Annotated in this window: 12 protein-coding genes; 2 read left to right on the top strand and 10 right to left on the bottom strand. The window is 71.8% G+C overall.

Translation table 11 applies throughout. From position 1 onward, the window contains the following. Window positions 1–17 precede the first annotated feature (17 nt). From ACQP2O_RS25345 to ACQP2O_RS25330, 4 genes are all read right to left on the bottom strand, one after another. A complete protein-coding gene (locus ACQP2O_RS25345; protein WP_433189963.1) occupies window positions 18–1,250 on the bottom strand; it encodes a cytochrome P450 in 1,233 nt (410 codons plus the stop codon). Between the two features lie 11 nt (window positions 1,251–1,261). After that, window positions 1,262–2,722: an aldehyde dehydrogenase gene (locus tag ACQP2O_RS25340; RefSeq protein WP_433189960.1), complete on the bottom strand. Its 1,461-nt coding sequence runs from the start codon at window positions 2,720–2,722 to the stop codon at window positions 1,262–1,264. A 107-nt stretch (window positions 2,723–2,829) separates the two neighbouring features. Continuing rightward, window positions 2,830–3,249 (bottom strand): nuclear transport factor 2 family protein, encoded by a 420-nt coding sequence (locus ACQP2O_RS25335; RefSeq protein ID WP_433189957.1) that lies wholly within the window; start codon window positions 3,247–3,249, stop codon window positions 2,830–2,832. Then, the gene (locus tag ACQP2O_RS25330) at window positions 3,246–4,214 is read right to left on the bottom strand and encodes an alpha/beta hydrolase (protein ID WP_433189954.1); all 969 of its coding nucleotides are present in this window, start codon (window positions 4,212–4,214) and stop codon (window positions 3,246–3,248) included. Before ACQP2O_RS25330 ends, ACQP2O_RS25335 begins: the two co-directional genes overlap by 4 nt. Before the next feature lie 70 nt (window positions 4,215–4,284). On the opposite strand from ACQP2O_RS25330, the gene ACQP2O_RS25325 reads away from it, so the two are divergent. Continuing rightward, the gene (locus tag ACQP2O_RS25325) at window positions 4,285–5,394 is read left to right on the top strand and encodes a nitronate monooxygenase (protein WP_433189951.1); all 1,110 of its coding nucleotides are present in this window, start codon (window positions 4,285–4,287) and stop codon (window positions 5,392–5,394) included. Window positions 5,395–5,417: 23 nt separating this feature from the next. Here the strand turns inward: ACQP2O_RS25325 and ACQP2O_RS25320 are convergent, their stop codons facing one another. From ACQP2O_RS25320 to ACQP2O_RS25310, 3 genes are read right to left on the bottom strand one after another with little or no spacing between them, the layout of a single operon-like run. Continuing rightward, window positions 5,418–5,741, bottom strand: coding sequence for a putative quinol monooxygenase (locus ACQP2O_RS25320; protein WP_433189948.1), 324 nt, complete (start codon window positions 5,739–5,741; stop codon window positions 5,418–5,420). Next, window positions 5,725–7,947, bottom strand: a complete 2,223-nt coding sequence (locus tag ACQP2O_RS25315; protein WP_433189945.1) for an acetate--CoA ligase family protein — start codon at window positions 7,945–7,947, stop codon at window positions 5,725–5,727. Before ACQP2O_RS25315 ends, ACQP2O_RS25320 begins: the two co-directional genes overlap by 17 nt. Window positions 7,948–7,954: 7 nt before the next feature. Then, window positions 7,955–8,740 carry a crotonase/enoyl-CoA hydratase family protein gene (locus ACQP2O_RS25310; protein WP_433189943.1) on the bottom strand — a complete coding sequence of 262 codons (786 nt, stop codon included), beginning with the start codon at window positions 8,738–8,740 and terminating at the stop codon, window positions 7,955–7,957. Window positions 8,741–8,835: 95 nt separating this feature from the next. On the opposite strand from ACQP2O_RS25310, the gene ACQP2O_RS25305 reads away from it, so the two are divergent. After that, window positions 8,836–9,960, top strand: a complete 1,125-nt coding sequence (locus ACQP2O_RS25305) for a hypothetical protein (protein ID WP_433189940.1) — start codon at window positions 8,836–8,838, stop codon at window positions 9,958–9,960. A 12-nt stretch (window positions 9,961–9,972) separates the two neighbouring features. Here the strand turns inward: ACQP2O_RS25305 and ACQP2O_RS25300 are convergent, their stop codons facing one another. Genes ACQP2O_RS25300 through ACQP2O_RS25290 form a run of 3 tightly spaced genes read right to left on the bottom strand, consistent with a single transcriptional unit; the run spans window position 9,973 to window position 13,057 of the window. After that, complete coding sequence (locus tag ACQP2O_RS25300; protein WP_433189937.1) at window positions 9,973–11,433, bottom strand: aldehyde dehydrogenase; 1,461 nt, start codon at window positions 11,431–11,433, stop codon at window positions 9,973–9,975. A gap of 8 nt (window positions 11,434–11,441) precedes the next feature. Then, window positions 11,442–12,644 (bottom strand): thiolase family protein, encoded by a 1,203-nt coding sequence (locus ACQP2O_RS25295; RefSeq protein ID WP_433189934.1) that lies wholly within the window; start codon window positions 12,642–12,644, stop codon window positions 11,442–11,444. Beyond that, window positions 12,641–13,057, bottom strand: coding sequence for a Zn-ribbon domain-containing OB-fold protein (locus tag ACQP2O_RS25290; protein WP_433189931.1), 417 nt, complete (start codon window positions 13,055–13,057; stop codon window positions 12,641–12,643). The genes ACQP2O_RS25295 and ACQP2O_RS25290 overlap by 4 nt, the downstream gene beginning before the upstream one ends. Between the last annotated feature and the right edge of the window lie 19 nt (window positions 13,058–13,076).

The following is a 13,076-nucleotide window of genomic DNA, read 5'->3' as shown; positions in this document are numbered from 1 at the left end:
TCGCTCGCTCCGCTCGCTCATGCCTCCGGCCTCGCGGGCTCGCCCGGGGTGAACCTGGCCGGAAGGCGATGCCACCCGTTGACGGTGCCGACGTTGGAGTAGCGCACGGCGCCGTCGGCCAGCGTGTAGTCCGGCATCCGCCGGAGCACCTCGCGCACCACCACGGCGAACTCGGCCCGGGCCAGCGTCGAGCCGACGCATCGGTGGGACCCGATCCCGAAGCTGGTGTGCCGGTTGGGGAACCGGTCCGGGATGATCTGCTCCGGCTCGTCGAAGACCTCCGGATCGTGGTTGGCGGCGGCCCAGCTCAGGAACACCCGGTCGCCGCGCCGCAACGGGCAGCCGCCGAGCTCGGTGTCCTTGGTGACCGTACGCGCGAAGCCCTGCACCGGGCTGAAGTACCGCAGCATCTCCTCGCAGAAGGAGCTCATGAACGCGTCGTCGGTGACGAGGCGGGCGCGGTGCTCCGGGTGCTCGTCGAGGTACACCAGGGCGTTCGCGATGAGCGCCGTGGTGGTGTCGATGCCCCCGCCGAGCGTCGTCGTAATGATCGACCCGACCTCGTGGTCCTCCAGGCGGCGGCCGTCGATCTCGACCTGGGTCAGCATGGTCAGCAGGTCGTCCCTGGGATGCGGCCGGCGGTCGGCGATCTCCGTCAGCACCGTCCCGGCGATGCCGTGGATCAGTTCGAGCGCCTCGGCGTGCTCCGGGGTGCCCGGAGCGTTGGCGACCAGGCCGTGGAAGGCCCGTGAGTGCCGTGGCCAGTCCTCCACCGGCAGCCCCACGAGCAGCAGGGTCGCCATCGCGGGCACCGGGCTGGCGAGGTCCTCCACGAAGTCGATCTCGCCGGACTCGATCACCTGGTCGAGGCACCACGCCGCGAGGCGCTCGAACTCGGGGACGAGCCGGGCGACCACCTTCGGGCCGAAGGCGGGGTTCATCACCTTCCGAAACGGGCGGAGCTCGGGCGGGTCCACCTCGATCGGCAGCAGTCGCAGCGTCGGTTCGGACGGAATGACGACCCCGGTGTGGTCGAGGTCGCCGTGCCGCCCCTTCTTCGAGGAGTAGGTCTCGTCGTCGCGGCTCGCCGCGAACACCGAGGAGTACGTCGAGGTCACCCAGAAGCCGTCGTGGGCGTCGGTCCACGCCACGGGGCACCGCTCCCGCATTTCGCGGTAGACCTCGAGTGGATCGGCGGCGTACCGCGCCGAGAGGTGGTCGAACTCGATGACCGGCCGGTCCGTCGTCATGGCCACGCCCTTCAGGCCGTCGCGAAGGGAGCGAATCCGTCGGGGAGCGCGACGGCCTTCGTCTCCAGGTAGGCGTCGAGTCCCTCCCGGCCGTTCTCCCGCCCGAGACCGGACTGCCTGTACCCGCCGAACGGGACCCCCGCGTCGGTTCCGTAGCCGTTGACGCCGTAGGTCCCCGCGCGCACCCGGCGGGCGACGTCGAAGCCGCGGGACGAGTCGGCGGTGTACACCGCGCCGGCCAGGCCGAAGTCGGTGTCGTTGGCGATCGCGATCGCCTCGTCCACGTCGTGGTAGGCGATGATCGACGTGACCGGCCCGAAGATCTCCTCACGGGCGATCCGCATGCCGTTGTCGACGTCGGCGAAGACGGTCGGCTCGACGTACCAGCCCTTGGGCAGGTCCTTCGGCCGCCCGCCCCCCAGCACCATGGTGGCGCCCTCCCGCAGACCGGCCGCGATGTAGCCTTCGACCCGCTCGCGCTGCCGTTCGGCGATCAGCGGTCCGTAGTAGGTGTCGGCGTCGTACGGGTCGCCGACCTTGAGGGCGCTGACGGCGTCGCAGAAGGCGTCGACGAACTCCGCCTGGCGTTGCCGTGGGACGAGGACGCGCGACTGAAGCAGGCACATCTGCCCCGACAGCATCGTCGCCATCGGCAGCAGCTGCCCGATGGCGACCTCGGCGTCCGCGTCGTCGAGGATGATCGCCGCCGACTTCCCGCCGAGTTCGAGGCTGACGCGCTTGATCTGCCGCGCGCACTCCCCCATGATCCACTGCCCGGCCGCCGTGCTGCCGGTGAACGCCACCTTGTCGACGCCGGGGTGCCCGACCAGGACGCGCCCCACCTCACGGTCGCCGGGGAGGATGCTCAGCACCCCTTCGGGCAGGCCCGCCTGCTCGCAGACCTCGGCCAGGACGCTGAAGGCCAGCGGGGTCTCCGGCGGCGGCTTGCAGACGAACGTGCACCCCGCGGCCAGCGCGGGCGCGAGCTTCATCAGCGCGAGCACGAGCGGGCCGTTCCACGGGACGATGCCGGCGACGACGCCGACGGGCTCCCGCAGGATCGCGGCACGCATCGAGACGCCCTCGCGTGTCTCGCCGAACTCGTACCCTTCGACGAGGTCGGCGTGGAACCGCAGGTGCGGGATCGCCCCGAGCACCTGCGCGCGTCGGCTGATCGCTATCGGAGTGCCGGCCTCGGCGGTCATGAGCGGGGCGAGCTCGTCGGCGCGCGCCTCGAGCCCGTCCGCGATCCGGCGCAGCACGGCCGCGCGCTCGGCGGCCGGCGTGCGCGGCCACGGGCCGTTGTCGAACGCCTCGCGGGCGGCCCGTACGGCGCGGTCGACGTCCTCGGCGGAGGGCGCGGGGACCCGTCCCACCACCTCCTCGGTCGACGGCGAGATGACGTCGAACGTCGCGTCCGAATCGGGCTTGACCCACTGGCCCCCGATGAACAGCTCGTCGTGAGTGATCATGGTACGCACCTCTTGTCGTCACCGGTCGCGTTGTGGGCGCCATGAGCCCGCCGACCCAATTCCGTATACTCTATTGTCGTCGTTGGCCATTGCCAAGGGACGCGGACTCAGTCGACCGGACGTGGCGTGCCGGCCTCCCAGAGGATCCGGATCGCGTGCGCGGCGAACCGCCATCCGTCGGCATCGCGGACCACGTCGAACTCGAAGACACCGCCGTAGGTGTAGGGCGCCCCGTCCTTAGGCACGTGGTGGGAGACGAAGTGGTTGCGCGCCGTCGCCGTGTCGCCGTCCCCGCGGATGACGAAGTTCGAGACGAAGTGCTGGAGCGCGGTGAAGATCGTGAGTCGCGGGGCCAGCCGCGCGATCAGCGCTTCGCACGTGTCGAACTCCCCGACCCGGTCCATCGTCGTACGGGCGTCGGGCCGGAAGCACGAGCGGCACAGGTCCCAGTCCTGCGTGTCGAGCGCCGTCGCGTAGCCGACGATCAGGTCCTCGATGGCGAGCCGGTCCTCGACGCCGAGGCTCATGACGGGGCTCCCCGCACTGTCGGACGGAGGGCGCGCCGGAGCGCCCCGAGGAGCTCGGCGTCGCAGCGCCGCGACACCTCGGCCGCCGGGACGATCACGTCGAAGCCGTGTGGCGCGCCCGGGTAGACGTGCAGTTCGGTCGGGACACCGGCCGCGAGGAGACGGGCGGCGTAGGCCACGCTCTCGTCGCGGAACAGGTCCGCGCCACCGACCGCGACGAACGCCGGCGGGAGGCCGGCCAGGTCGACGGCCCGCGCCGGAGCGGCGTACGCGGGCACGTCCGCGACGGCCGTGCCCAGGTAGGCGCGCCAGCCGAGCGCGGTGGCCCGCCGGCCCCAGACCACGGTGCCGTCCATCCGGCTGGACGGTGTGCTCTGCCGGTCGTCGAGCATCGGGTACATGAGCACCTGATGAACCGGCGACGGCCCGCCGCGATCCAGGGCCAGCAGCGTGAGCGCCGCCGCCAGCCCGGCTCCCGCGCTCGAACCGGCGACGACGACGCGCGCCGGGTCGATGCCGAGCTCGTCCGCGTGCGCCACGGTCCACGTCAACCCGGTGAAGCAGTCCTCGAGCGGGGCCGGGTACGGATGCTCGGGCGCCAGCCGGTAGTCGACGGCGACGATCACGCAGTCCAGCGTCTCCACCCAGCGGTTGAGGCGCGGGTCGACGGTGAGCGCGCTGCCGCTGATGTAGCCGCCGCCGTGGATCCAGTAGACGCAGGGCCGCGGCGGCGCGAGCCGATCGGGCGGGGAGTAGACGCGCACCCGTACGGCGCCGTCGACCTGCTCGTCGCGGAACACCGTCGTCGTCGGCGGGGGCACCGGGGCGGGAAGCGCCGCCCGCTCGGCGCGCCGGGCGGCGACGGTCTCGAGCGTCCACTCGTCGAAGTCGAAGGTCCCGGGCGGGAGTGCGGCGAACACGGCGGCGATCTCCGGGTCCAACGGCACCGGATCCGTGGCTTCCATGATTTAAGTATACTCTATAGAGTCGACAGGGCGCGAGTGAGTGGACGCGCCGACCGACAGGAGGCAGCGCATGCAGACCGAGCTGTGCCGGACCCTCGGCATGGAGTTCCCGATCGTGGCCTTCAGCCACTGCCGTGACGTCGTCGCCGCGGTCTCGAACGCCGGCGGGCTCGGCGTCCTCGGGATCAGCGGGACCACGGTCGAGGAGCTCGATCACGAGCTGACCTGGATCGAGGACGCCGTCGGAGACAAGCCGTACGGCGTGGACGTCCTCCTGCCCGCCCCGGAGACGGACAGGCCCGTCCGGGTCGAGGACCTCCTCCCCCAGGCGCACAAGGAGTTCGTCGCCGATCTGCTGGCCCGCTACGGCGTCCCGCCGCTGCCCGACCCGGGGTCGGTGCGCACCGTGTCCAGTGCGATGGCCGCCCACAGCGCGGCACTGATCGAGGCCGCCCTGGAGCACCGCGTCGGGCTGGTCGCGAGCGCGCTGGGGCCACCGCCGCCGGAGATGGTGGCGCGTGCGCACGAACGCGGCGTCCCGGTCGCCGCGCTGGTCGGGAAGCGCGAGCACGCCGAGCGGCAACGGGACGCCGGCGTCGACATCATCGTCGCCCAGGGGTACGAGGCGGGCGGGCACGTCGGTGAGATCGGGACGATGGTGCTCGTCCCCGAGATCGTCGACACGGTCGCCCCGTTGCCGGTGCTGGCGGCCGGCGGGATCGCGTCCGGACGTCAGGTCGCCGCCGCGCTGGCGCTCGGCGCGCAGGGCGTGTGGACCGGCTCGGTCTGGCTGACGACCACCGAGGCCGAGACCCATCCGGCGGTCGTTCAGAAGTTCCTGCGGGCGACGTCGAGCGACACGATCCGGTCGCGTGCCAGCACGGGAAAGCCGGCCCGCCAGCTGCGCTCGGCATGGACCGACGAGTGGGAGGATCCGGGCAACCCCGACCCGCTGCCCATGCCGCTGCAGATCGTCCTGACCGCCGACGCGCGGGCGCGCATCCAGCGCGGCGCGCACACGCCGGACAGCGGCGCGAGCAGGCTGATCAACTACTTCGTCGGGCAGGTGGTCGGCTCGCTGAACACCGTGCGCCCCGCCCGGCGCGTCGTGCTCGACATGGTGGAGGAGTACGTCGAGGTCGTCGAGCGCCTCGGCGCCGGCACCCGCGAGTCGGCCTGACCCGCGGGTGCGCGCGGCGTTCTTCAGTCTTTCGACCAGACGGGGATGCCCCACACGTACTCTCGCTCCGCGGTCGCCGCGTTGAGGGCGTCGAGCGCATCGCCGGCGAGAGCGTGGGCCCGGTGGGCGTCGAAGTCGGCCCGGGAGCTGAAGATCTCGAAGCAGAAGAACAGGTCCGGATCGTCGACCGAGCGGCTCAGGGTGAACACCTCTGTTGCCTTCTCCTCGCTGACCTGGGCGAACACCGGGGCGTAACCCTTGATGAGCTCGTCGCCGCGACCCGGGTGTGCCCGGGTCCGGACGAGGCAGGCGAACTTCTCCGTCGATGCGTCAGGCGTGGCCGTCATGCTGCTCCTCTGTTACCGGGGTGGGTTGCTGTCGCCAGGTGATGAGCGCGTCGAGGCCCTCGACCTGGTCGCCGTGGACCCAGAGCGGGTTGACCTCGATCGACTCGAGGTCGTCGGGGAGTGACTCCGCCAGCGCGGCGAGGGCCAGCACGGCCGCGACGACGGCGTCGATGTCGGCCGGCGGCAGGCCTCGCGGCGCGCGCAGCAGGGACGCGCCCCGCAGCTCGCCGAGCATCTCGCGGACATCGCGCTCGTCGACGGGCAGGACGCGCAGCGCCGTGTCGCCGAGCGCCTCGGCCCGGACTCCGCCGAAGCCGACCGCCAGCACCGGGCCCCACAGCGGGTTGCGCACCACTCCGGCGATCAGCTCCACGCCGGGCGGGCGCATCGGGCTGACGAGGAAACCGTCCGGCCGGTGCCCGGCCGCGGTCACGCGCTCGGTGATCCGCTTGGCGGCGACCCGCAGTTCCTCCGGGTCGCCGACACCGAGCTCGACGCCGCCGATGTCGGACTTGTGGGCCAGTCCGGGAATGACGGCCTTGAGGGCTACGGGGAACCCGTGTCGCTCGGCGCCGGCCAAGGCGTCGTCGACCGTGGCCGCGACGGTCGCGGGGACGAGGGGGAAGCCGGCGGCTTCGAGCAGCGGCCGCGCCCGGTCCTCGCCCCAGATCTCGCCCGCCGCGTGCTCGGGCACCTCGAGATCCGTGGCCGGGCCCGACCAGGCGGGCCGGCGTGATCCGCGACGGTATCGCTCGCCCCACCACGCCGCGCGGCCGAGGGCGGCGACGGCGCGGTCCATCCCGCACGGCAGGATCCGCTCACCGCCGGGCACCTGCGACCACTCGCCGGTGTCGGGGAGGTTCTGCGGGACGCTCCCGACGACGAAGGCCGGCACGCGGTCGTTGTCCGCCGCGGCGCGCAGGACGCCGGTGAACGTCTCGATGGCCGACGTGTTCGGCCCGGGTATGTCGTGCTGGATGAGCAGCGCGTCGGCGTCGCCGTCCCGGGTCACCGCGTCGATGATGTTCGCGAACAGCTCGGGCCGGCTCACCGCCGCGCCGGTCACGTCGAGGGGGTTGTTGAGCGCGCCGTACCCCGAGATCAGCCCCCGCAGAGACGCGAGGGTGGGCGCGTTGAACGGTTCGAGCCGCAAGCCCTCGTCCTCGGCACGGTCGGCGATGATGTTGCACGCGCCGCCCGAGATGCCGATGACCGCAAGGCGGTCGCCGGCGAGCGGACGGCCTTGCCGCGTCAGCACCGAAGCGGTCGTCACAAGGGCCTCCAGGGAGGACTCCCGGATCACGCCGAACTGGCGGAGGGCGGCGTCGACGACCCGGTCGTCGTCCACCATCGCGCCGGTGTGCGCGGCGCCGACCCGGGCGCCGGCCTCGGTCCGCCCCGCCTTCAGCGTGACGATCGGCTTGCCCGCGTCGAGCGCGCGGCCCGCGACGCGGATGAACTCCTCCGGCGAGCGGATCGCCTCCATCATCACGGCGATCGCGCGGGTGTGCGGGTCGTCAACCAGGTAGTCGATCACCTCGGCGACGCCGATCACGGCCTCGTTGCCCAGCGCGATCACCTTGCTGACGCCGATGCCCTGGGCCTGGCAGTGGCGCAGCATCGCACCCGCGAGCGCGCCGCTCTGCGTCACCAGCGCGACGTCGCCGACCTTGGGCAGCCCGGCCAGGGAGTTCGGCATCAGGGTGATGGCGTCGGTCGCGTTGATGAAGCCCATCGTGTTGGGGCCGATGATCGCCAGGTCGTCCTGGAGCGCGAGGCCGCGCAGTTCCTCCTGCGCGGCCCGTCCGTCGTCCCCGGCCTCGGCGAACCCGGAGGTGAGCACCACGAAGTTCCGGATGCCCGCGTCGCGCCCGTCCCGCACCGAGCCGAGCACGAGATGGGAGGGGACCATGACGTAGACGGCGTCGACCGGCTCCCGCAGGTCGGTGAGCCGCGCGAGGGCCGTCCGGCCGAAGACCTCGCCGCCGCGGCCGTTGACGAGTTCGATCCGCCCCGGGAACCCGGTGCGCTCGAGGGAGCTCAGGAGCATGCGGGCCCAGCTGGAGCGCTCCGAGGCGCCGACCAGCGCGATGGAGCGCGGGGTGAAGAGCCGCTCGAGACGGGCCGGCGTCCACGGCCGCGTCACGTCGCCGGGCCGCGTCACGTCGCCGGAAGGGGAGCCGGCCGGCTCGCTGGCGTCAGCCATGAGGCGATCACGCACCTTTCCACTGCGGGGCCCGCTTGGCGGCGAAGGCGCGCGCCCCTTCGACGGCGTCGGCGCTCCCCCGGATCGCCTCGGTCGCCTGCTCATTGATCCGCCAGCCCGTCTGCTCTCCCGCCCGGGAGCCGTCGTCGAGTTCGAGGATGACGCGCCGGCTCCACCGCACGGCCAGCGGCGCGTTCTCGGCGATGCACCGGGCCAGCCTGAGCGCGGCGGGCAGCAGCTCGCCGGGCTCGACGACCTCGTTGACCAGGCCCCATCGCTCCGCCTCGGCCGCGCTCATCGGCTCCCCCGTCAGTGTGAGTCGCATGGCCACCTTGATCGGGATCTGCTGCTTCAGGCGCACCAGCCCGCCGGCTCCCGCGGCCAGTCCCCGGCGCACCTCGGGAAGGCCGAAACTCGCCGTCGCCGACGCGACGACCAGATCGCACGCCAGGGCGATCTCCGTTCCCCCGCCGAGGGCGAACCCGTTGACCGCGGCGATGAGCGGCTTGTCGATCTCGTGGCGTACGAAGCCGGCGAAGCCCCACTCCAGATGATCGGGGTCGAGCGGCTTCCCGGCGCCGCTTGCGACGGCCTTGAGGTCGGCGCCGGCACAGAAGGACTTGTCGCCCGCACCGGTGATCACGATCGCCCGGACCTCCGGGTCGTCGTTCGCCTCCTCCAGGAGGCGACCGACGGCGACCGCCATCTCGGTGTTCACGGCGTTGCGGACCTCGGGCCGGTTGAGCGTGATGACCGCTACCGGACCGTTCCGACTCATAAGCGCTGCGTTCACTATTTCAGTGTACTTATTTTCCCTCATCCTGCCAGCCTTGGCTTTCGCTGGGGCTACAAAGTAGCCTTAATTCACCTCATCGCGATAGGAGAGTCATGACGACGGTGCCCCATGCGCAGCTGATGGCCGAGTGCGCGTACAAGATGCGCGTCCAGGACGACGGTTTCGAGGGCCGGGTCGTCATCGACGCGGGCGAGTTCCTGTACGACCCGATCCTCGGCTGGGTCGAGGACGACGGGACGCTCTACTTCAGCGACCACGGCCCGCAGAAGGACCCGGAGGTCTGGGTCCCGTACGCCGGGCACGGGACGATCCACCGGCTGACCCGCGAGGGTGAGCACTCCCGGCTGTTCGAGCCCGGCGCGGTCCCCGGCATGCCGTACCTGATCCGCCGCGCCCCGGCCGAGTTCGGCGACTTCGGCGGGGACATCTTCTTCCCCGGCCAGGCGAAGGGCGGGCGCGAGGGGGCGCTCAGCGGTCACCGGCTGTACCGCCTCGTCGAGGGCGAGCCGGCGCCGGAGACGTTCGTCGACATCCCGCACGCCGGCACGACCGGTGGCGGCACGCCGGGCGCCATGATGATCGGCGGCTTCGGACGCGCGGGGACGCCGCACGAGGGCACCTACCTGTGCCAGACCATGATGAACTGCGTGATCTACCAGATCACCCCGGACCGCGAATGCAGGCCGCTGATCATCCTCGAGGAGGCGTTCGGCTCCCCCGTCATGCCGTACTTCCTCTTCTACGCTCCCCCGGTGTGGGGGCCGGAGCTCGAGGGCAAGCTGCTGCTCGGCGGGATGCCCAACTCGAGCTTCGAGGTGGACGACCCGGGACACAACGTCATCGAGTACTACGTCATCGACGGCGACAAGATCGATACCGAGCCCGTCGCCAGACGCGACATCGGCTGGGCGATGGCCGAGGTCGCCCCGCCGGAGTTCGGCCCGTACGGCGGGCACACGTTCCTGTTCGAGTTCGGCGCGACGAACTTCATGCACGTCTCGAAGGCCGAGCCCGGGCCGTTGCCGTACGACTCGAAGATCCTCCGCGTCGACCCCTCCGGCGAGACCCACGTCTTCGCGGAGGGGCTCCAGGGCGGCTGGAACGAGCTGCGTTTCGACCGTGACCGCATGTACATCTCATGCCTGCGCCGCAGCTTCTCGACCGGCGAGTACCACGAGCCGGACGGCTCGCTCTACGAGATCCGCGTCCGTTCCTAGCGGAGCACCCGGTCACCGGTACCCGAGGGCGGTCGCCTGTGCCGGTGTCACGTGCACCGACTTGAGCTCGACGAACGCCTCCAGGCCCGCCATCCCGTTCTGCCGGCCGATCCCCGACGCCTTGAAGCCGCCGAACGGGATGTGCGGATCGAGCGTGTAGCCGTTCAGCGTGAACGTCCCGGTGCGGATCCGGCGGGCGACGTCCATCGCCCGCTTGAGGTCCTCGCCCCACACCGCGCCGGAGAGGCCGTACTCGCTGTCGTTCGCGATCGCGACGGCCTCCTCGACGGTGTCGTACGGGATCACGCAGTTGACCGGTCCGAAGATCTCCTCGCGGGCGATCCGCATCCCGTTGTCGACGTCGGCGAACACGGTCGGCGCGACATAGAACCCCCGGTCGAACCCCGCCGCGCGCCCGCCGCCGGCGACGACCCGCGCGCCCTCGGCCTTACCGGTCTCGAGGTAGCCCAGCACCCGGTCGTACTGCCGCCGGCAGGTCATGGGGCCCAGGTCGGACGACTCGTCGTAGGGATCGCCGACGACGGCCTCGCTCGCCGCCGCGGCCAGGGCGTCCACGACCTCCGCGTACCGGTGGCGCGGCACCAGCGTCCGGGTGAGGGCCGCGCACGCCTGCCCGTTGACGAGCAGGAACGCGCCGAGGGTGCCGGCGATCGCATCGTCCAGGGGCGCGTCTTCGAGCAGGATCGAGGCCGACTTCCCGCCGAGTTCCAGGTGGACGCGGGCCAGCCGGTCGGCGCAGACCTGCATGATCCGCTTGCCGGCCCGTACGCTGCCGGTGAGGCTGACGCCGTCGACGCCGGGGTGGCGCACGAGGTGGTCGCCCACCTCGGCGTCGCCGGGAACGATGTTGACCACGCCGTCCGGAATCCCCGCGTCGCGCAGCACCTCGGCGAGCGGGTACGTGTCGAGCGGCGTCTCGGGGGCCGGCTTGGCGATGACGGTGCACCCGGCGACGAGCGCCGGCGCGAGCTTGACCATGAGCAGGGCGAGCGGCGCGTTCCACGGGACGATGAGCGCCACGACGCCGGCCGGTTCGCGCCGCATCACGGCGGGGCCGACGGCGCCCTGGCGCAACTCCTCCCACTCGACCTCGGCGGCCAGGTCCGCGTAGTACGAGCAGAACCCGTGGCCGACCGTGTGGGTGTTCAGCCGGTACAGCGCGCCGTTCTCGTCGGTCATGATGCGGGCGATCTCGTCGTTGCGAGCCGCCAGGCCCCGACCGACGGCGCGCAGCAGTTCGGCGCGCTCGGCGTGCGGCCGGTGCGGCCAGTCGGTCTCGTCGAAGGCGCGGCGCGCCGCAGCGACCGCGTCGTCCATGTCCGCGGTGACGGCGCGCGGCACGCTGCCCGTCAGCGCCTCGGTCGCCGGATTGATCACGTCGAGGCGGTCGTCGCCGTGTGGTTTCGCGAAGCCTCCGTCGATGAAGAAGGCCTGCTGGTCGATGGTGGTCATAGCGCTCCTCAGGCGGCGCGTTCGAGAATGTGGACACCACACGCCGACCCGAGCCCGATGACGTGGGCCAGGCCGACACGCGCGCCGTCGATCTGCCGGTCACCGCCCTCGTCGCGCAGGTGCTGGCACACCTCCCAGACGTTCGCCACACCCGTCGCGCCGATCGGATGGCCCTTCGACTGGAGCCCGCCCGACACGTTGACCGGCAGCCGGCCGTCCCGCCAGGTGGCCCCGCTCTCGAAGAGGTCCACGGCGCCGCCCGGCTCGCACAGCATGAGGTTGTCGTAGTGGATCAGCTCGGCCGTGGCGAAACAGTCATGCAGCTCGACGAGGTCGAGGTCGCCCGGATCGACACCCGCGGCCTCGTACGCGGTCGCCGCGGCCTGGCGGGTCAGCGTGCTGACGTCCGGCAGCACCTGGCATGCCTCCTGCCAGGGGTCGCTCGTCAGCACCGACGCCGACACCTTCACGGCCCGCCGACGCTGCTCGGGTGACAGCTTCTTCAGCGCCGTCTCCGAGACGAGCACCGCGGCGGACGCACCGTCGCAGTTGGCCGAGCACATCGGGCGCGTGTTGGGGTAGGCCACCATCACGTCGTTCATGATCTGCTCCAGGCTCAGCCGCCTGGTGTAGGCGGCGAGCGGATTCAGCGTGGAGTGGGCGTGGTTCTTCTCGCTGATCCGGGCGAACAGCTCCAGCGGCACCCCCTCGTACGCGTGCTCATGCAGGTACTGCATCCCGATCTGCGCGAAGACCCCCGGCATCGTCTCGGTGCCGACCCAGCCGTCCATCGGCGCGACGTTCCCGTACCGGCCGGCCGGGGTCCACGGCTCGCCGTCGGCCCGTGCGGTTCCGGTGACGCCGAGCAGGCCCACGCCCGAGAGCTTCTCGACGCCGAACGCCAGGGCGAGGTCCGCCTCTCCGGCCTTGATCGCCATGATGGCGGTGCGCAGCGCGGTCGCGCCCGTCGCGCAGGCGTTGGTGACGTTGTAGACCGGCACGCCGGTCTGCCCGATCTGCTTCTGCAAACGCTGCCCGATGCCGGCCGGCCCGCCGGTGACGTTGCCCGCCGCGATGACCTGGACGTCCTTGATGGACACGCCGCCGTCGCCGAGCGCGCCGAGTGCGGCCTCGGCGGCGAGGTCCACGAGATCCTTGTCCGGGTGCTTGCCGAACTTGGTCATGTGGATGCCGAGAATCCATACGTTCACGAGTTCTCTTCTCCTCCGTCGGCAGGCTCGAAGCCGAAGCCGATCGCGGTCACGCCGTCGCGGTCTTCGCCCAGGCTGAACGTGGCCAGCCGGACCGCCATGCCGGAGCGCAGCCGATCGGGTTCGGGCGTCACGTTGACGAGGTTCGCGCGCACGCTGGTGCCGCCGAGGTCGACGACCCCGGCGACGTACGGCACGCGGACGCCGGGTGCGGCGACCGAGACGATCGTGAAGGTGCGCAGCACGCCCTCGGTCGGTAGCTCGACGTCGTCGAATCCGGCCTGCGCGCCGCAGGAGGCGCAGGCGTTGCGCCGGTCGAAGAACCGCGCGGCGCAGTCGCGGCACTGATGGGCGACGAGGTGGGGGCGCTCGCCGAGTGCGAGGTAGGCCACCAGGGGGATCTCGGTCGGCATGCATCGCCTTTCAATAAAG

The organism is Actinoallomurus sp. CA-150999 (assembly GCF_050942425.1).
Classification (GTDB): Bacteria; Actinomycetota; Actinomycetes; order Streptosporangiales; family Streptosporangiaceae; genus Actinoallomurus.
This window is presented reverse-complemented; position numbering and strand designations above follow the sequence as displayed.